Origin of the sequence: Bacillus sp. CGMCC 1.16607 (assembly GCF_042683745.1) — a bacterium.
Lineage (GTDB): Bacteria > Bacillota > Bacilli > Bacillales > Cytobacillaceae > Pseudoneobacillus.
On record NZ_JBHUJX010000019.1, the window covers coordinates 279909 to 300542 of the forward strand.

Genomic DNA, 20634 nt, shown 5'->3' on the forward strand with positions numbered 1-20634 from the left:
TTACTATTTTTCAGGATAGTTGAATAAGAAACTATTCTTATAACTCGACATTCGATGTTCTAAGTGTATCATACGTTTCCAAATTGGGTATTAAATTTCCTTTAATCATCAAGTCTCTTATATTAACGTCACTTCTTTGGTGATGAATGGCTTTCATTACCTTAAACCAGGTAAGATAATTGTTTAGATACTTAGTTGCAACACCCTTAAATGGTTGTATCCATCCTTTTAGTCTACTGTGAGAGCTGTTGACGTTCTGGATGTGATAAATCCCTCTAGTACGGACTTTACCATCTGATTTGAATTGATGAATAACCATTCCCTTTTCAGTAGCATAAATTTTAAAGGCCGCCAAGAATCAGTACATATGACGTTTTTATTGGAAAGTTTATGTCCGATTGCTTTATCTAATTGCTCTTTAGTTAATCGACCCCTTCCTAATGCCTGAGAAAAGGTCAGTTTATCCCGATATCCCTTGCCACTAACACGCAGACTTGCTCATTACTTATTCCACGTTTTTTGGCAGCTCCACCTCGTTCCCGAGGTTCTCTGTCTTTAATATCTCTAGACCCTTTTTGAGAGTACAGAAAATAAGTCTCGTCCATTTCCACAATACCTTGAAAATCAGAGATTTCCATTTAATTTAACGAAGATAGTAGCTTATGTCTCTAGTAGAATAAAGTAGCGTAAGAAATATCATCAGAATCATCATCTGAATTATTAACATTCATTAATTCTGCGATTTGCGTAAAGAGTACCCATCTATCATACATTCAACAAATTTAACCCATTTATTTAGACGGCGAGTTCAGTACAAAGTGGTATTTGTAAGATCAGTAAATGTCTTTTTGCAAGCTTTGCAAAGATAGCGTTGCTTTTCAACTTCTTCACAAAATCAACGAGGGTAGTGTATTTCCCATTTCGAACAATATGTTCAGACTCGCAATCAGGACAGTGATAGCCTTCTTTATTCTTGCGTTCAGTTATTTCTTGTAACACGACGCTACCTGCTGACTAGGACACAGTAAGAGCATCAATCAAATACGCTCGTAAACGATGTTTGTCTCCTGGATTAAGTTTTTGAATGGATTTAATAATGTCTCTAACGTTCACTGATTAAACCCACTTTGCACCGTCTTTTTACCAACATTACAGAACAAAAGTTCGGACTATTGCAAATATCAACAATGAATACTAACACAACTTTTCAATTTAAAGCTTTTAGGCAAGAGGGAATCCTAAAGATGCAAATAAGACATACATTACCATTTGAAAATCCATCACAAAATGCGCAATGATCAATGGTGTAATATTCCTTGTTCTTTGAAAAATGAACCCGACTACAAATGCCAACGGAAGAAATGCCAATAACCGCCAAGCAATATATGGCCCATCTAACACAATTGGAAGCGGACCATGTTGAACTGACAAAAAGACTGCTGTTAAAATAAGTGCTAAAACAGTACCCCACATTTTTTCCACTCTTGGAAAAGAATAGCCATAGTAAGTAGGCAGTTCAACCATTGCATTTGATATTGGGAAAAGAATAACTGCAATAACGGCAGCACCAACTGGAATAGCTTGCATCATATTAGTTGGCGGCTGAACGTCTCCCAAAAATAAATAAGAAAGTCCATATAGCCCTAATGCAGCAAAAGGAAAACTAATCAATAGATACAGTAAGCCTTTCCATACATCCTTTTTAAGTTTTCCTTTCTTGAATTGCAAAATTGAATTGTAGGATTTCCCTTCTTTTTTTAATAAACTCTTTAAAACTAAGAAGCTCGCAATATTTGCTAGAATTGCTTGGTACGGCCACCATTTCTCCGCTTCCTTCATTGCATTGTCTGACCCTAAACCATAAAAAATAGCAATCATCAATAAACCAAAAATCAGAAAAAAAACCGTTCTCATCATTAACACAGACAAAATTCGTGCTTGTGTCATCCTATCTCCCCCAGTCTATTTTCATTTGCCGATACTAAACATTTTTAACTTCTTGTCTACTCCACTTTGTACATAATTCTCCATATTAATTTACTCAACAAACTAACTAACGTTAGTTTATAAAAATTATAACTATCCTGGTTCAAAATGTAAAGAAAAAAATATAACTAAGGGTTATGATGCTTGCGCTGGACAATTTTTGAAGTCCGAAAAAGTTATACTTCCTACCTAAAAAAAGAGTCTGCCTCCAATAAGACAAACTCCTTCCCATTTATTATAACCTTTAGCTTTTTAGAAGTTCAATAAATTCGTTTAACTTCTTAAGAGATTTTATATTTTCACTACATTTCATACTATCCTGGCAAATATAGTTCCCTCTACTAATATAGGTGCCTTGAGCTGTACCTTTTGTTTCCGACATAAAGAGTCCTACTTCGGCGTGACGGTTGCAAATGGTACATACTCCTTTTTTGCTAGATGGTGTGAAAGAACCATGCAAGCCTATAAATTCATTTTCTAGTAAGGCGATAACGAATTTTTTATTACTTCCTTTGTCATTCCAGCCAAAATAAGTAAGTTCTTTTAAATCTATTTGCTCTAAAGATGGCTGCTTCAACTTTTTCGCTTTTGGAAATAATTTTTTAACGATTTGTTCTGTCACTTTCTTAAATGGGATTACAAATGGCTTTAATGTCAGCAAATATTCTTCTGCTTTCACAGAGTCAGTCACTTCAATAATTGGCTCGATTAATTGTTTTTGTTCTACGTTTATATCATTAAAGAGATTGATGACTTTATCGTACACCAATGATTTCAGTGCATTTAGTACTTTCTTGTCATTTACACTTGCGTAGCCATTTATGAGAATTTGCGTTTGTGATTTAATAAATTGATACTGATCAGTCCGAATAAAAGATTCCATATCGATTCCTCCAATCTTCTATAACTTTAATCCGAAATTCTAAATATGGATAGGTACAGAATTATTCTAACCAAAATATACTTAAAAAGCGGAAGCGCGCTTGTAAGCCCCGATAAACGGTCGATAGAAGAGAGTAGCGGAGTCAGAGACCTAGTATCACTTGTTCGGCATGACCACTTTAAATAAAACCATAAAAAAATTTAATAAAGCCAAACTTAACGGCTAAGCTCCCTTTCTTCTTCTAGCCGCTTTTCCTTAATAGAAAGCACTCCAACCAAGCCAATGATTGAGAAGATAACTGGAGTGATAAAACCGTAATAGTATCCATCACTCGTAACACCTGGCGCAGACTGAAAATGATCCAAAACAAGCCCAAAAATGCTTGGCAGCATGACGGCACTTAGAAATCCACCTGTATTAGCAAACCCAGAAACAATACCTGATTCTGTTATAGGAAAAGATTGGCGGACGACAGCAAAAGTTAAAGCACTTGCCCCATATCCAAAGCCAATGATAAAAAAGAGCAAAATTAGCATGAAAAGTGGTGGATTTCCATTAAATAAAAGAATGCAGAACCAACTTAGTAAAATAGTGATATGAACAACTACATACGGTTGTTTAATGGTTTCTAACCGACTCGAAATCCAACTTGTCAACGGAGCACCTATTAGTGCCCCGATCAAACCAATCATAATAAGTTGGCTGGCATCAGATCGAGTCATTCCATACACATTCATCCCATAGGGCACTGCCCATGAACTAATAAATCCTACATACGCACCGACAACCCCAAAGTGACAAAAAAATAAAGCCCACGCCTGCCGGTTCGAAAATATTCTTCGCAATATTACCCATGTTTTTTCACGTTGCGTTTCATTTTTTACAGATACCAGTTCGTTCGGAAAGATTTGCTTTGGTTTTTTCAAAAGTACAAAATAAAGGAGAAGCCCGCATAGACATAATAGTAGTCCTGCTGATAAAAATGCAGCCCTCCATCCAAGTAAGATAATCCATTCGGAGAAAGGGACTGTCGCCAATAGGAAACCAAGACTCCCCGTCATTCCCGCCAGGCCAATTAATCGAACAAACTCCTTCACACTAAACCATTGACCCAAAATTAACATCATATTAACCCAAATTGTCGCATCACCTGTTCCTGTTAGTATTCTTGCAAAAAACAGGACAAATTCATGTGTTCCAAGACTATAAACGACAGTACCAACACCCGTAAGTATCGCACCTGTAATTAGAAAAAAATTAGGTCCAAATCGATCAGCCAATATACCCATTGGAATTTGCAAACCTGTGTATACAAAAAATTGAATACTTGTCAGTAACCCAATCGTTGATGCTGTTACATGAAAATCCCTCATCACCTGGTCTGTAATCAACCCTGGAGCGGTTCGTTGACTTGCCATTAATAAATAAGTAAACAATACAGAAGTAAATACAACCCATCTAAACTTGCTAGTTTGTTTGTCCAATGATTTCTACCCCTGTTCGTTTTTACTCTTATATATATGGGTTTTCTGTTGGGGTAGAAGATAGTTTTTAATGGGACAGGGGGACAGGTCCCACCACCCCTGTCCCTAACTCTACGGAGCGTTTGTTGCTACCAAACTTATAAACCCCTATGATTAATTAGAGCAGGAGGAGAAATTAATGGATAATCGTAAAGTTGGAGAATTAATTTATCATTTACGGAAGGAAAAAGGGCTAACACAGAAACAATTAGCTGATCAGATGAACATTTCTGATCGAACGATTTCGAAATGGGAGCGTGGGTATGGCTGCCCAGATGTCACACTATTACCAAGTTTATCTACCTTACTAGGTGTAAATATAGAAAATATATTAGATGGAGAATTATCGTCGAATGAATTTGTAGGAGGAAATATGAAAAAATCGAATTATTTTGTCTGCCCATCATGTCATAATATTGTATTTGCAACTGGAGATATAACCATATCTTGCTGTGGGAGAAAGTTAGAATTATTAGAAGCGAAGAAAGCTACAGATGAGGAAAAGTTATCAATAACAGAAGTTGATAATGAATGGTTTCTTTCTAGCGACCATCCGATGTCAAAAGATCATTATATATCATTTATTGCTTTTGCTACTGGTGATCAAGTTCAGATCATTAAACAGTTTCCTGAATGGAATTTTCAAACACGTATCCCAAAACGTAAACATGGCAAACTGTTATGGTATGATACTCAATTTGGTCTATTTTATCAACTCATATAAAAATTTGTTAGATAAATGATCGTACACGAGTTATGAGTTAAATGTTTATACTTGATTAAATTTTCCCCTTATTTTTTAAATAATCTTGATTCAAAAAAAATATATATTCTCTCAGTACTATAACAAAGATAGGTACTCACCCATGTTACCTCCTATGAATATCTTAACCTTAAAATGTTATGATGACGGGGGAATGGTTATGGGATTCTTTGTTCCTGTGGAGCCAGGTGTAAATTTATTTGTAGAAGATATTAATCCTGCTGGCAGCAAGACGATTGTATTTATACATGGCTGGCCACTTAGCCATAAGCAATTTGAATATCAGTTTACTTTTCTTTCAGAAAAGGGTTACCGCTGCATAGGCATAGATTGGAGAGGCTTTGGAAAATCGGATAAACCGATTAGCGGCTACACTTACAATAGATTGGCTGATGATATCCGAATGATTGTTACTGCACTTCAACTAGACAATTTCGCGCTCGTCGGCCACTCTACTGGAGGAGCAATCGCCATTCGATATATGTCCCGTTATAACGGGTACGGAGTTTCCAAGCTTGTCCTTATTGACGCTGCAGCTCCAACTGGATTTACAAAAGAAACAGCGAATAACCTATTAAAGGAAACCTTAAATGACCGTCCAAAGATGATGCAGGGAATAACGGATACCTTTTTCTTTCAATATATTACAGGTGCATTTTCAGACTGGTTTTTCCAAATGGGATTAGAGGCTGCAAACTGGTCGACTGCGGCTATTATTAAACTGTTAAGAGACGAAAAGCTAGATACAGATCTTCCCCAAATAGATAAGCCTACTCTAATTATACACGGAATTCATGACAAAGTGATTCCGTTTTCACAAGCACAGGAGCTCCATCAAAGAATAAGAAATTCCAAGCTCACCCCATTCCAATACAGCGGTCATGGTCCTTTTTGGGAAGAACGTGACAAGGTAAACCAACTCTTAACCGAATTTATATAGTTCAAAAGATTATTACAAGAAGTGGTCCTTAATATAAAAGAGAGGATCCAAACGGAACAACGGGGACGGTTCTTATAATCTCGCTCTTGATCTTACCAAGAGTTTGAGCCAAAGGAACTGTCCTCTTAGATTACAAATTCTATACCTATTCCGTCACTTCTATCACAAATGGGAACGCTCTGACCCTACCATTTTGTTGAAATTCAGCCCAAATTTTGTAGATACCAGGCTTATCAAATTTCGTTTCGAAAAGAGGTTCAGTATCATTTGCTGGGTGTACATGTAAAAACTTCTTGCCGTATTCATCTAGTATGACCACGTGACCCATCGCTCCTAAATAGGGAGTTAAATTCTTTTGATCCAATTCGAATGAAAGCTTTACATTTGTGTTAGCCTTAAAGGTACTTACATTAAGCGTTACCTTCTCCCCGTCAACTGTTTTACTAAAAGTAGTGTCTGGAACCAATTCATGACCATGGCTCTCCGATGTAGGAGTACCCACTACAAAAGAAACTGGTTCTACTTCATAAGTAAAGTTATTAGGTTTAATATCAATAAACGCTTTATAATAACCATCTGGAAGAGAATTTTTAATAGCGAACTCCCCCTTAGCTGTTCTTTCAGGGTGTACATGGTAATACTTCTGTAGTTGTTCATCTACCAAAATAAGATGAAAAACCTTTTCGTGATTGATTTTAAGATCATCAACCGGATTTCCTGACTTATCTTTTAGAAAAATCTTAATAATGTCCTTATCATTGAAAACAAATGCATTCACTTGACTACCTTCACTTTGAGAATGATTACTTTCATGTCCATGACTGCCTTCAGCTTCATTCTCCTCGTGACTATCTACCGATGATTCCTCATGACCACTAGATTCTGTTTTCTCGCTTCCGTTATCTGCTTCCTTCATATTCTGCATATCCCCCATATCTCCTATATCTGCTTGAGCCACTTGTTCCTCATCTGCGATCCATTTGTTATAAGCCTGAAAACCAAAGATTACTACCGTAACATAGAGCATTCCTGCTACTGCCCATTTCCTCATCTTTGTCACTCCTTTTTATTAACCATGCACTTATCATACAACTGAACAGCTAATGGAAATCCGCAAAGGATTGAGTCACTCCCGCAAATATTTTGATGTCAACCGCCAACTCGTAAAAGAAGTTTCATGTAAGGAATAGTCTTAACATTATTTTCAAACAAAAAAATAAGCCACTAATTGTGGCCTATCTCCCAAATCGATAATATAAAAATTAGAAAAATGACCCTCATACTACTCTTTTCTTCAAGATAGAAGTAGGAAATTTCATCTTTACAATGAGGCCATTTCCAGGTTCTGAATGAAACTCAATGCTGCCGTTAAGGCTTTTAACTCTCTCTCTCATTCCTGAAAGTCCCATACTCTTGAAAGATGGAGTCAATCTTTCTACATCAAGTCCTTTTCCGTTATCAGAATATTGGAGTTCAAGACTATCCTCTTGTTTTGTCATTTTAAAATGAAGATTAGTTGCTTGAGAGTGCTTACTTGCATTGTTTAGTAATTCCTGAGTGATACGGTAAATACTGATTGTTTCTTCTTCACTTAATGAAAGACCTTCTGTTGTATTTTCTGTCGTAAACATAATTTTAAATGTAGATATTTCTTGAGTATAGTCAAATAAATTTTCCAGAGCCGCTTCCAGTCCCAATTCTTTAAGTAACGGTGGGCGGAGCTCGTTACAAGTCATTCTAATCTGGTTGATTGTATTTAATAACCCTTGAATAATCCCCTTAAGCTCTTCATTTATAGTATTCTCAAACTGATAGTCTTTAAGAATCGTTTCAAGATTTTTGTATAATTCTAATTGATTTCCTAATACGGTATCATGTAAATCGCTTGATAATTCCAACCTTTGTTTTTCCGATATATTGAACAATAGTCTTAAAATCCATTGTGGTCTTTCGTTCCTTTTGAGTGCTTCTTCCAATTGGTTCAATAAATTTTCAATGATATTTAAGCTTTCAAATACCATTGTCGTATAGTAAATCAATGTTTCAAACCATATCAAATCCATCAATTCTTTGATAGATGATGGATTTATGGCTAGTATACAAGCTTGATCCTTTCGCTCCCCTATTAAGATGAGTATCTGGTTGTTTATATACTGAAGTTTACCGACAGCTAATGTGGACAAGGATGGCTTTAATCCTATGTTCAAATCCCCTTCAACAGTATGCTCTTCACGATGATAGATAACCATTTTAGGTTCTGCTTCCGGAACCATCGTTAGTAGCTCTTTTAAAAGCCTATTTTTTAGGTCTGACACATTCATGACAGTCGATAAATCCCGCGAATATTTTTTTAAGCTATATTGAAGGCTTTGATAGCGATTCTTTCTATTTTCAATCTCCACTTCCAACCTTTTCCGCGATGTAATGTCTCGAATCGAAACCACCACAAGATTGTCAAGTTGATTAGGAATAAGAGTGACTCGTGACTCGAAATATTTTATTTCACCGTTCTTATGGAATACACGATATTCGTCCACTCTCGGTTGCTTGGTGATGACCACTTCTCGATGTGCCGCCATTAGTCTTTCCCGATCTTCAGGGTGAAGTTGATCAAAAGCATTTTTGCCAATGAATTCTTCAGGACTAAAACCAAGAATAGCTTCAAGAGATTGTGTTACATATTTAACTATCTGATCCTGATTTACAATTATAATGATATCAAGCGTATGCTTTGTTATTGTTTCAAACTCCCAGTTAAAATGACGAGTTGTTTCCAAGTTCCCACCACCATTTGGATGATATTACCTTATCAAATATTTTACACGATAACCGTGTTACTTGGGTACTTATTTCATTTGCTTTGCAACAAAATGGAAGGCATCTTCACAAAATGAATGCTGAAATTAAAAAATGAGGAGTCTGCGAGCAGAACATATAAACAAAAAAAGCTGTAGACGTCCGAAATATTTCGGATTTGTCTACAGTTCGAGAACCCTTAGTTAAACTATTTTATTGAACTATTAAATGATAAATGAAACAAAGAACTAACACGTTCGATAATCCATTTGGGTTCGAATTAGTTCTTTAATTTTATGTCCAGCTAATTTTTCACAAAGATATAAACCTAAATCAATGGAAGAACTAACCCCTCTAGCAGTGATAACCGAACCTTCGTCAACAATTCTGTTGTCTACCACCGTACAATATTTTTTTAATACTTCGTATGCATTTGGATGAGTCGTAGCACTTTTTCCATTTAAAAAACCCGCTGAACCAAATAATAATGAACCTGTACATACAGAAGCTTTTAACTTACAGTTATTTGCAGTCTTTAACCAATTAATGAAATTAGTATCATTCATTAATCTTGTCGTTCCCAATCCCCCTGGTACGATAACCATATCGTATGTTTCAAGATTTCCGCCTATTTTATTCGGAGTGAAAGTAAGTCCAGTCCCATCTTTTACTTGATTAGATAAAGCACAAATATCCCATTCCAAGTTTGGCAAAAAACTCATTGTTTTTAATCGTGTTACTGGATCGAAAACCCCAATGAAATCTAATGCTGTAAAATCTTCATATAACAAAAAAGCTACTTTCAATTTCTTTCTCTCCCTAACATGAAAACTCTTTACTTGATTAAAGAGAATCCTTTAATCATAAAACTCCATATAAGATTTTTCATGTCTATAATAATCCATTCTGTCTTGTAAAGTACCTGTATGAAATTCAAATTTATGACCATCTGGATCAATAAAGTAAATGGACTGTTTATCTCTCTCATCTCGTAGGCGACCTGAAAGAATGCTCACATTCAATTTCAATAGCTTATCGTACATATGATTAATTTCTTCTTCATCTATTGAAAAAGCAATATGTGTATAGGATTGGCTAATTTCATTACGAGGAATATCTTTTTCTTCATTAAGTGCGAGCCACATACCATTTAAATCAAAGTAAGCGGTACTTCTACCCTTCACTAACAATTTTGCTCCAAATACATTTTTATAAAATTCAATAGAGCGTTCTAAATTTGACACTGAAAATAATAAATGGTTGATCGCTTTTACTGACATTATTTCACCTCAAAATTTAGTTATTTCTTATCTAAGTTCTTCCTCTGGAATTAAACCCAGCTTTTTGGCCATCGCAATGGTATCCACCCTAGTTCTCACCCCAAACTTTTGGTAAAGCGTCGTTAGGTTATATTCTAGAGATCTTTGGCTCATCGCTAAAGTTGTGGCAATCTCCTTTGTACTTTTTCCTTTTGAAAGTTCTTGAAGTATTTGTTCTTCATTTGAAGTTAACATAACCTTTTCATTGGCAATGGAGCTATCGGGAATGATACTTGGTCTTCTTAACTCCTTTACTAAAGAAAGCGGAAGAACGACCTGTTGCCTTAATGCACATCTTATACCTGAAACTAATTCATCCCTTGAGGAAGTTTTTGACAGAAATCCTGAAACTCCCGCTTCAACCAACAAATTAAAATGTGGTTTGATATCAAAGCCAGTGTATATTAATACGACTAAATCCTGATTATAGGCTAACGCTTGTTTTGCAAGTTCAAGTCCATTCAGTTGTGGCATGTACAAATCAAAAAGTAATACATCATAATGGTTCAGCTTGATTACATTCATCGCATTCAATGAACTTTTTTCCACCGTGATTAAAAAATCTGGCTCTTGTTCCAAAAGCATTTTGGTTCCTTCTATGATGGATAAATGATCATCCACAATTAAAATATTAACCATTAAACGAATCTCCTTTTTCTTTAATAGGTAATTCAATGGTAGCGATTAATCCACTTCCCTTTTCTGACCGAAACTCAACTTTCCCTCCTAGACTTTTCGCTCTTTGACTTATACTTGTTAACCCCAAATGGTGCATGGATGGATCAGTTGCATGCTCAACAAGCCCAATCCCATCATCACTGTACACCATTATTAATGAGTCATTCTCACTATAAAGATTGAATTTAATGAGATTCGCTCTTGAGTTCTCATCTGCGTGATGAAGCAATTCTTGAACCATTCGGTAGATGGCAATTGTTTGTTCTTCACTAAGATGTAACGTTGAAATCTGTTCCGCAGTAAAAATAACTTTATAGGTGGAGCTAACCTGAATATGCTCAAATAAATTTTGCAAAGATCTTTCAAGTCCCAATTCCCTTAATAGAGGCGGACGTAAATTATTACAAGTCATCCGAATATCGTGGATGATATCCAATAAACCTTGTTCTATGTCTTTAAGCTTAGTTTTGGCTTCCGCTTTTATTTCATAACGACCCAGAAGAGATTCCATCCTTCTGTATAAATCAATTTGATCCTGCAAAACGGTATCATGCAAGTCACTTGATAATGTCATACGCTGTTGTTCCTGCAGATTAAACATCATTCGCAACACCCATTTTGGTGTTTCCCTGCTCTGCAACGCATCTTCTAGTTGATTCATTAAACCCTCAATCATATTTAAATTTTCAAAAACCATAATAGTATAATAAGCTAACGTTTCCAACCAAATGAAATCCATTTTTTCATGAATGGCACTAGCCTCAATCGAAAGGACATACAGCTTCTTTTGTTTTTCACCTATTTTTATAATAACCTTGTCAGAGACTGTCTCGATTTTTCCAACTGATAAATCTTGTAGTTTAAGGATATTCTCATTCTCTGGATTCATTTTAAGTATTGAAGGTTTTGAGAATGGTAGTGTAACTTCAAGTTCCTTCATTAGTCTTTCTTCCAAGTCAGTATGCTTCATAACGGAAGAAAGATCATGAGAAAAGTTTCTCAGGCTTTTTTGCAAAAGTTCGTGACGATCCTTATGGCGTTCAAGTTCAAGTTCCATCAACTTTCTTTCTGTAATATCTCTAGTAGAAACAACTTGAAGGTAATTCTCTGTATCTGGGAGTGGTGTCGTTTTACACTCGCAATACCGTACTTCACCATTCTTTTTAACAATTCGATATTCCGAGGAATTACTCTGCTTAGAATTAAGCAGGTTTTTATGCCTTTGCTCCAAATATTCTCTATCCTCAGGATGAACCATAAAAAAAGTATCCCTATTTTGTAATTCTTCTGGACCATAACCAGTGTACTCATATGAATTTGGGGTAATATATACAATGTGTCGATTTCGATCAACGATCATAATTATATCACTTGTATAATTTAGGACTGTTTGAAATAATTCTTGGTTATTTTTCATAAAAACACCACCTATTTTGGCTTTTCACTCCTAGTTTACCTAAAATTCACATACTGTGAACCGAAAAAATCTTGCGTGATATCAATCTTCTAATTTTGCAGGCACTGGTATCTGTTGTTTCGGTTTCGTTTCCTCTACCAAATTGTTATAGATAAAATAAACACCAAAGATAACGACTATGGATAGAACTGCTGGTATTACCCATTTTTTGGGATTTCTTTCTCTCCCGGATGATTTATTGATATTCAATTCTTCATTTTGTAATCTTAGTGCATTTAATACGACAGAAACGGAACTGAAAGCCATAGCAGCTCCTGCTAACCAAGGAGCTAGGAACCCTAACGCGGCAACCGGTATTCCAAATGTATTATAAGCAAATGCCCAGAAAAGATTTTGTTTAATATTTTGGATCGTCTTTTTACTCATATGGATGGCATCGGCGATTGACTCTAAGTCTCCTCGCATCAAAGTAATATCCGCAGCTTCCATTGCCACATCTGTACCTGTACCGATCGCCATACCTACATCAGCAACTGCTAATGCAGGAGCATCATTAATTCCGTCGCCAACCATTGCAACAAATTTCCCATGCTCCTGAAGCTTTTTAACCTGTTCAGCCTTTCCTTCTGGAAGTACTTCTGCAAGAACTTGATCGATTCCTACCTGTTTGGCAATGGCATGGGCAACGTTATGATTATCCCCTGTTATCATGATAACTTCTAAGCCCATGTCTTTTAGACGATTCACAGCCTTTTTTGAAGAAGTCTTAATGGTGTCTGCTACCGCAACGATTCCTACATAAACCCCATTAATAGCCACTAGCATGGCTGTCTTTCCATTTCGTTCTAAATTCTCCATTTTGGAAGCTGCCTTCTCAAACGGTACTCTATTCTCTGTAAGAAGCCTACGTGTTCCGATTAAGACTAATCTTTCACCAATAATCGCCTTTACACCAAATCCTGGAATTGCTTCAAATTCAGAGCACTCATTTAAAATTATACCCTTCTCTTTGATCCCTTGAACAATGGCTTGAGCCAATGGATGCTCAGATTGTTTCTCAGCAGCTCCAATTACCTGCAGGAAATCTTCTTCAGATAAATCGCCATCAATAATGATGTCCGTTAAAACGGGTTCACCGTTTGTGATCGTTCCTGTTTTATCTAAAACGATACTGGTAAGACGGTTCGTCATCTCAAGATGCTCTCCACCTTTAAACAGGATTCCAAATTCTGCAGCACGTCCCGATCCAGCCATAATTGACGTTGGTGTTGCCAAGCCCAAAGAACATGGACAAGCAATAACAAGAACAGCTATTAGTTTTTCTAGTGACCCTGAAAAGTCCCCAGGCGTCACCCAAAAATACCAAATAAGAAAGGTTAGGATTGCAATTCCAACAACAATCGGTACAAAAATCCCTGAAATTCGATCGGCCAGGCGTTGTATTGGAGCCTTCGACCCTTGAGCCGATTCCACAATTTTAATAATTTGAGCTAAGGCAGTGTCTTTTCCGACTTTAGTGGCACGAACCTTGATAAAACCGTTTTTATTAATTGTAGCTCCAATGACCTTGTCTCCAATTGTTTTATCCACCGGAACACTTTCTCCCGTTATCATGGATTCATCTATTGATGTTCTACCCTCAATTATTTCTCCATCAACAGGAACCTTCTCACCTGGTTTAATCAGAAGGATATCGCCAACTATCACTTCTTCTAGAAGTATTTCTAGCTCCTGACCATTCCTTTCCACAACGGCTGACTTGGAATGTAACGACATCAGCTTTTTGATTGCTTCCGAAGTACGGCCTTTGGCGTTTGTTTCAAAAATTTTCCCTAAAATAATGAGAGTAATTAAAATCGCACTTGTTTCAAAATAAACCTCTAGCATAGGTGTGCCTTTTCCATAGGAATTAATAGTCTCATATAAGCTATAAAAGAAAGCAGCTGAGGTACCTAATGCCACTAGCACATCCATGTTCGCACTTTTGTTTCGCAGTGCTTTATAGGCTCCTATATAAAACTGGAATCCAATGATTATCTGTACAGGAGCAGCCAGCGCTAGTTGGACCCAAGGATTCATGAAGAAAGCTTGAACACCTAAATAGTCTGGAACTTTCGCCATATTGGCAAACATAACAAGAGCCATTGGCAATGATAGTAGCATGGAGAAAAGGAATTTCCCTTTCTGGCGTTGTAACTCTTGTTCACGCGGATCCACCTTTTCCTTATTTACTTCTGACTGACTCTCTGCTCCGTAGCCAAGTTTTTGTACTTTCTGAATCAGATCATTAATATTAATCATGGAAGAATGATATTCTACGGTTGCTGTTTCCAATGCCAAATTAACACTTGCCTTGGATACACCATCTAATTTATTTAAGCCTTTTTCAATTCGAGTTGAACAGGCTGCACATGTCATTCCGGTAATAAGAAACTCTGCCTTTTCCATAACGATATCGTAGCCTATATCCTTAATTTTCTTTTCTATAACTTCGATGTCAGCCTTTTCCGGATCATATTTTATCGTTGATTGTTCCAATGTTAAGTTAACGGAAGCTTCTATTACCCCATCCATTTTTCTTAATCCTTTTTCAATCCTTGTAGCGCAAGCAGCACAAGTCATCCCGATGATTTGCAAATTCGCTTCTTTCATGTCCATAATTTAGTACCTTCGATACTCTTCACACATTGTTGAGTAGGCATCCCTTTCACTTTAAATATTACTAAATTCATCCACAATTTCTCCCTTACTTCACAAGTTTTTGTATGGTTATCAGTACCTCTTCAATAACATTCATGTCACCCTCTTGAAGTCGCTCAACTACACTTTTATGAAAATGGCAAGCTAATAATTGCTTTCTTACACGATTAAAATCAGACTGAATATCTGAGATTTGACTAATCACATCATCGCAATAAGTAGCTTTCTCAATAAGTCTCTTAATTTCCTTAACTTTTGCCTCAATTGTGTTTAAAAGTCGAATGAGTTCCTCTTTTCCATACTCTGATTGGTAAATTAGATTCTCCATCCCCTCTGAAATAATCTTGATATTTCTTCTAATAATTTTATTTTATAGGAGCTTTAATAGGTAGAAACCGCAATCTTTTTGGGTGAGCCCGCAGCATTTTGTTGCTTATCTCATAGATTTTTTCGGCAAAAAAATAACCACCTGGGAGGCCTATAATTTTTATTAAATTGGCAACCTTTTTCAACCTCTTTACTTCCAACTTCATTTGTTGAACAAGTCTGGAATCCCTATATTATCTTTATTTGGCCTCCCGCAGAATTTTTGCGGTAAATTCTCAGTAAGTATGCGGTTTCTCCCCTACGAAGAGGATTTACAATAAAGTCTGTACATACTGGAACATAAAACGAATACCCACACACAAATGAGGAGGAAGTCAAATGAAGAAAGTCATATTCAGTATCATAACAACATGCGCTTTACTTACAAGTGTATGTACAACTGGAAATGCAGAAATTAATAATAAGGGGGAAACAGTAACCACCAATTCCGTAACCGAGTCTATTCCTGTTCCTGTTTTACCTAAAACTAGTGGTTCTTACCAAGTAGGAACGACAAACTTTGATTGGGTAGATACATCTAGAAAGGACCTGTTAACACCAGACCCTAATGATAATAGAGAACTGATGGTTCAGTTTTGGTATCCAATTGATAGTGGAAAAGGAAAAGTAATAGAGAAATATATTCCTTCTACCGAAAAGGGAATTGGACAGATGATAACCAGCAAAGGATTTGAGAAAAAATTTTCTGATATCAATAAAATAAACACTCAGTCGTATAAAGACGGAATATTGTCAAACAAAAAAGCCAAATATCCAATCGTATTATTCTCACACGGTAATATGCAAAGCAGATGGAATTATCAAACGATTACTCGTGAGCTTGCAAGCCATGGATTTATTGTCGTTAGTATTGAACACTCTCATTATGCTCTAGGAACCGAATTTACTAACGGTAAATTTATTCCAAACGATTATCAGCCTAATTTTTTTGATCATAAAAAAGATGATGCTGATATGAATCAATTATGGGTAAAGGATATTCAATTTGTCATTAGTAAGTTGGGACAATTAAATTTACATGAAAAGACACCAAATTTTAAAAATAGATTAGATTTAAATAAAATTTCGGCTATTGGTCATTCCTTAGGGGGGGCAGCAGCAGCAAGAGCCTTGCAGGTAGAACCAAAAATTAAATCTGCCATAGATATAGATGGTTCTTTAGTGGGTCTTTCAGGTAAAACAGGTAAAATGACAAAACCTTTTGCATTTATTAAAACGGAGGATCATGCAAAACAACTTAATGGAGAAATACCGCAAGCAGTGCCTGAAAATTTTCGTAAGCAGGTTGAAGAATTATTTAAATTATTTAGCACTAGATACCAGCAAGCGGTTTCTGGCCCTGCATACGATATTACAATTGCTGGAGCAACACATATGAACTTTTCAGACTCACCATTGTTGCAGCAGTACCTTAGCACGCCAGACTATGTAGTTCCACATCTAGCAGAAACTAAAATAACGGACATTAATAAACTGACCAACATGGTGATCTTGTCTTTCCTCGAAAAAACACTTAACGGAAAGAAAAATACTATACTTGATGTAGAAAATTTACAAATACCAGATCTGACTATTGTTCAATAATAAAGATTGGTAGTCTATTTAAAATAGACTACTTATTTTACTCTTTTGAAAGAATTATCAAGAACTTTAGAACTTAACCCGATTTAAAGGACTGATTAAAATAGAGCCCTCCTTTTAAAGACAAACCAAAAGCATACAAAAGGAAGAGGATAAAAACGATTCATTTTCTCCTCTTCCTTTATTTTAGGGTCAAATTAGACAACTTCAACTTTCCGATGAAAAACTATCTAATGCTTGGTTACCGAAAATCTGAACATGATTTTTCAAGATCGAACAGATGAACATAGTATATTTATTATTTGTTTTGATTTCGTAATGATTCTCTATCTAATGATTGAGGTGGTTTTTCGAACCAGCCATGATCAATTAATATTCTTGCCCCTTCCTCAGCATAAGCTCCTATTTTAATAAGATATCCTTCATATGTGAGAGATAAATCTTTTCGAAGTGATGCCGCAATGGCCAGTCCAAAATCACCAATTACGACACCACTTTGGGCATTCGCATGAAATAACATTAACTTATCTGAAAATGGTGCGTCTGTACTATTAGTAATAGTAGAATCCCAAATGGATGGGTAAGAATTATCGTCTTCTTTCAATTTTATCATTAAATCTTCTGCCAATTTCTTTCCGATTTCGTATCCATCTTTAAAGTAATCACTTAATTTTTTTGACTGAGCTACTTGACTAAATCCTAATAGAAGGGTTTTCCCCACATTTGCTACTTCTATATTTATACCGACATGAGCAATTTCTATTCCAAGAAGTGGTCTGCGGTGACCAAGCAGTCCTCCAAGAAATTTCTTATCAGTTATATATTCTAATTTATCTGGATATGAAATATAAGGAGAACGGATAAAAACACCTTTTTCTTGCATTAATTCCACATTTCGATCAAATAATGTTTCAGTTTGATCAGAAAACTGTTTGAACAAGTTGCGAATATCTTTTCGTGCAGATATAGACTTAGCTAAGCTATATGAATTCAATCCGGTTTTACCCATATGGTTCAAGTAGCGCATATACGTTATATCAGAAAAGAGTTTTTTTGCTTGAAGATTCACATCTTGCTCACCAAATCCATTTGGAATCGGAATACCTTCTTTAGTAAAAATTTCAGTTATTTGCACGATATGATCTTTCGCTGAGTTTATAGCAAATTCTATGACAGGTATAATATCATTATCTTCACAAGTCTGCTTAAAATGACTAAGAACGCAAAAAGCCATTGTATCACCAATATATGTACTCCATAACATCGAAATTTCAGATGATGTTAATTTCGGGGAATGAACTACCATTTTTTCAACTCCAATAAATTTAACATAAGAATAGTATGACCATTAATTGAGAATCATTTCATTTATACTTATATCTTTTATAAAGATATTCGCTATTCATATTATTAAAGCTATTTTGGATTATATTTCCACCTATGCCGATAACCTTCATTTTTTTAATTAAAATACTAAAAAATAATAATTGCCATATTTCCTCCAATAGCCCATATCGATTTGACTATGATTTTGAATCGATGCTCAATAAATCATACATTAGTATCTACATTTCCTAACAATAATACTTATAAATGTATAAAATTTCATAAAACTTAGATTAGACTTTCGAGAAACTTGATAGCCATTCACATCTTCTGAATTTCTTATTGTAGAAAAATTGGTATCGAAAATGAAAAAGTACCAGAACAAGATGTGTATTAGCAAACACAACTTATAACTGGTACTACTAGTATGAAAAACTGAAAACATTTACAATCATTAAGGTTCACAGCCCTGAAAGGTTCTGTACTCCAACTAATGAACCGGCATCCAATTTATTTTCCAAATTCCTTTTCCATCCCTAGTAAGTGGGAAGCCTTGGCGGTGACCTTCTTCTTTTGAAATCCAGATTACAGCTTCCCTATCACCGATGATTTCCTCAGTCATAACGGATGTGCTGCGTATTTTTTGAAGAAGCTGTTTCTTGCCTTCTTTGTTTATTGCTTTTTCCGATTCCTTTATATATTCTTCAAGAGACGCAAACGGCTTGAAGATTTCGGGATTATCATCGTAGAGCCCATACTGAATTCGATAATCACTTCTTTCTTCAGCATAAAAATACAGCATGAATATAGAGAATGGTTCTAAGGTGGCAAGCAAACTGTCATCCCGTGTCTCGGAATATTGGTTATATACTTTTAGTAAAGGATCCTCTAATACAAGTTCTCCATTCTTCCCTTTCAAAATGGACCAATCTGTATAAATATGTTCGGGTTCCGGTGGGAGACTTTCTATATCTAGGTGAATAACATCCGCTACATTTTCCTCTTGTTTCATATAAGCTGTATAGCCTTTTATTTCAAATTCAGCCTTCTCCAACTTTGAACCAGGCTTAAGTCCATATATATTTGCCAACAACATTTGTTCTCCCATTTTGAATGTCAATTCATCTAAAGTGCTATTATTTACAGGAAGTAATGAAGCCGATTTTTGGTCAGGAATAAAAACCATCCTTTGCTCCTCATCTTCCAAATAAACAAGATTGCCAGATAGAAGTGCCCTTCCTTCAAAATGCGCTTCCATTAAACCTTCATGGTCCGCATCTGCTAGTCCCTTATATGTTAGCTCCCAGTTACCCACCCTATCACCTTTTTCAAGACCTTTGTAAAAAGGCACATCTTGAGATCCGCTTCCGCTTCCAAAAAACCCAAGCTCGGTACCGACAAGCCCTGTTGTTACAAATAGAAGAGTAGTAAAAACAACAGCTGTCATCAGTTTCGGAAAAAGATTAAGTGATTTACGCCTTTTTTTCCCTTTTAAAGCGTAGACCTTATCCCTAATCTGTTGTCTTTCTAGTTGAGATAGGCGCGATTCCTCAGGAAGGCTACCGAGCAATGCACTTTTAAGTTCCTCATTAAATAGATTCATAATGGCGACCCCTCTCTACTGGAATATATGTTTTCCTGATTTTTTCCTTGGCTCGAAATAATCGTGTCTTTATTGTCTTGAGTGGAAAGCCGAGTGCTTCGCTTATTTCCGAAACAGATAGTTCTTGATAGTAATGCAACAAAATAACTTCCCTGTACTTAATTGGAAGAGCCCAGACAGTCTTTAAAAGTTCCCTGTGCGTATCATTTTCAATAGCTAGATCCTCAGGAGTCCTGCTGCTATCCTTTATAAAGGAAGCAACTTTCTCCGCTACAGCCATATGGCGAAAATGCCAGCTTTTTAAATAATCCTTTGCGCGGTTAATGGCAATAGAATAGATCCATGTTTTATAAGTTGACCTGCCCTCAAACCCATCAAGCTTCATATAAACAGACACAAATACTTCCTGAACTAGATCACTCGTTATTCCCCAATCCTTAACATATGAATAGATCAGATATTTAACCTGGTCACCGTATGCATCCATCAGTCCTTCAAGCTTGGCTTCATTGCTTGCGGCTAACGCTATTCGTCTTTCTGCCGAATCATTCTGCATCGCTTTCACCTCTTGAAATCCTCTCTTTACTAACTCTGACGATCTAACAAGTAGAATGGCTTCAAATTTTTTAACAACGGGGACGGTATTTATGGTTTAAATCTATATAAAGCCAAACATTTTTGTGCCACAAGAAACGCCCTCTTGGATTTACTAAAAAATCACCCCCAAGTTTT

General features: G+C 36.0%; 17 protein-coding genes and 1 pseudogene. 3 read left to right on the forward strand and 15 right to left on the reverse strand.

Annotation, left to right across the window (positions count from 1 at the left end; translation table 11 throughout):
• Positions 1-37: 37 nt before the first annotated feature.
• The 4 genes and pseudogenes from ACFSO7_RS13755 to ACFSO7_RS13770 all read right to left on the reverse strand — a co-directional run bounded on the left by ACFSO7_RS13755 (position 38) and on the right by ACFSO7_RS13770 (position 4353).
• Positions 38-1113 (reverse strand): annotated as a pseudogene (locus ACFSO7_RS13755) (IS1595 family transposase).
• Between the two features lie 108 nt (positions 1114-1221).
• Positions 1222-1947, reverse strand: coding sequence for a CPBP family glutamic-type intramembrane protease (locus tag ACFSO7_RS13760; protein WP_377877900.1), 726 nt, complete (start codon positions 1945-1947; stop codon positions 1222-1224).
• A 283-nt stretch (positions 1948-2230) separates the two neighbouring features.
• Complete coding sequence (locus ACFSO7_RS13765; RefSeq protein WP_377877901.1) at positions 2231-2869, reverse strand: FusB/FusC family EF-G-binding protein; 639 nt, start codon at positions 2867-2869, stop codon at positions 2231-2233.
• Between the two features lie 215 nt (positions 2870-3084).
• Positions 3085-4353, reverse strand: a complete 1269-nt coding sequence (locus ACFSO7_RS13770) for an MFS transporter (RefSeq protein ID WP_377877902.1) — start codon at positions 4351-4353, stop codon at positions 3085-3087.
• A 178-nt stretch (positions 4354-4531) separates the two neighbouring features.
• Here ACFSO7_RS13770 and ACFSO7_RS13775 point away from each other — a divergent pair, with 178 nt between their 5' ends.
• Complete coding sequence (locus tag ACFSO7_RS13775) at positions 4532-5116, forward strand: helix-turn-helix domain-containing protein (RefSeq protein ID WP_377877903.1); 585 nt, start codon at positions 4532-4534, stop codon at positions 5114-5116.
• A gap of 199 nt (positions 5117-5315) precedes the next feature.
• Entirely contained in the window at positions 5316-6095 is a 780-nt protein-coding gene (locus ACFSO7_RS13780; RefSeq protein WP_377877904.1) for an alpha/beta fold hydrolase, read from the forward strand.
• 145 nt (positions 6096-6240) lie between these two features.
• On the opposite strand, the gene ACFSO7_RS13785 is transcribed toward ACFSO7_RS13780, so the two are convergent.
• From ACFSO7_RS13785 to ACFSO7_RS13820, 8 genes are all read right to left on the reverse strand, one after another.
• Positions 6241-7146: a hypothetical protein gene (locus tag ACFSO7_RS13785; RefSeq protein WP_377877905.1), complete on the reverse strand. Its 906-nt coding sequence runs from the start codon at positions 7144-7146 to the stop codon at positions 6241-6243.
• 226 nt (positions 7147-7372) lie between these two features.
• Positions 7373-8872, reverse strand: coding sequence for a PAS domain-containing sensor histidine kinase (locus ACFSO7_RS13790; RefSeq protein ID WP_377877906.1), 1500 nt, complete (start codon positions 8870-8872; stop codon positions 7373-7375).
• A gap of 267 nt (positions 8873-9139) precedes the next feature.
• Positions 9140-9697, reverse strand: a complete 558-nt coding sequence (locus ACFSO7_RS13795; RefSeq protein WP_377877907.1) for a DJ-1/PfpI family protein — start codon at positions 9695-9697, stop codon at positions 9140-9142.
• A 51-nt stretch (positions 9698-9748) separates the two neighbouring features.
• A complete protein-coding gene (gene fosM / locus ACFSO7_RS13800) occupies positions 9749-10171 on the reverse strand; it encodes a FosM family fosfomycin resistance protein (RefSeq protein ID WP_377877908.1) in 423 nt (140 codons plus the stop codon).
• Positions 10172-10198: 27 nt separating this feature from the next.
• The gene (locus ACFSO7_RS13805; protein ID WP_377877909.1) at positions 10199-10849 is read right to left on the reverse strand and encodes a response regulator transcription factor; all 651 of its coding nucleotides are present in this window, start codon (positions 10847-10849) and stop codon (positions 10199-10201) included.
• On the reverse strand, positions 10842-12305 hold the full coding sequence (locus ACFSO7_RS13810; protein WP_377877910.1) for a PAS domain-containing sensor histidine kinase: 1464 nt from the start codon (positions 12303-12305) through the stop codon (positions 10842-10844). Before ACFSO7_RS13810 ends, ACFSO7_RS13805 begins: the two co-directional genes overlap by 8 nt.
• Before the next feature lie 81 nt (positions 12306-12386).
• Entirely contained in the window at positions 12387-14963 is a 2577-nt protein-coding gene (locus ACFSO7_RS13815; RefSeq protein WP_377877911.1) for a heavy metal translocating P-type ATPase, read from the reverse strand.
• An 88-nt stretch (positions 14964-15051) separates the two neighbouring features.
• Positions 15052-15333, reverse strand: a complete 282-nt coding sequence (locus ACFSO7_RS13820) for a metal-sensing transcriptional repressor (RefSeq protein WP_377877912.1) — start codon at positions 15331-15333, stop codon at positions 15052-15054.
• 377 nt (positions 15334-15710) lie between these two features.
• Here ACFSO7_RS13820 and ACFSO7_RS13825 point away from each other — a divergent pair, with 377 nt between their 5' ends.
• Positions 15711-16976 carry an alpha/beta hydrolase family protein gene (locus tag ACFSO7_RS13825; RefSeq protein WP_377877913.1) on the forward strand — a complete coding sequence of 422 codons (1266 nt, stop codon included), beginning with the start codon at positions 15711-15713 and terminating at the stop codon, positions 16974-16976.
• Positions 16977-17271: 295 nt separating this feature from the next.
• Here ACFSO7_RS13825 and ACFSO7_RS13830 read toward each other — a convergent pair whose 3' ends face one another.
• From ACFSO7_RS13830 to ACFSO7_RS13840, 3 genes are all read right to left on the reverse strand, one after another.
• The gene (locus tag ACFSO7_RS13830; protein WP_377877914.1) at positions 17272-18279 is read right to left on the reverse strand and encodes a DUF3231 family protein; all 1008 of its coding nucleotides are present in this window, start codon (positions 18277-18279) and stop codon (positions 17272-17274) included.
• Between the two features lie 510 nt (positions 18280-18789).
• A complete protein-coding gene (locus tag ACFSO7_RS13835) occupies positions 18790-19902 on the reverse strand; it encodes a hypothetical protein (protein ID WP_377877915.1) in 1113 nt (370 codons plus the stop codon).
• Positions 19889-20458: a sigma-70 family RNA polymerase sigma factor gene (locus ACFSO7_RS13840; RefSeq protein WP_377877916.1), complete on the reverse strand. Its 570-nt coding sequence runs from the start codon at positions 20456-20458 to the stop codon at positions 19889-19891. The genes ACFSO7_RS13835 and ACFSO7_RS13840 overlap by 14 nt, the downstream gene beginning before the upstream one ends.
• Positions 20459-20634: the final 176 nt, after the last annotated feature.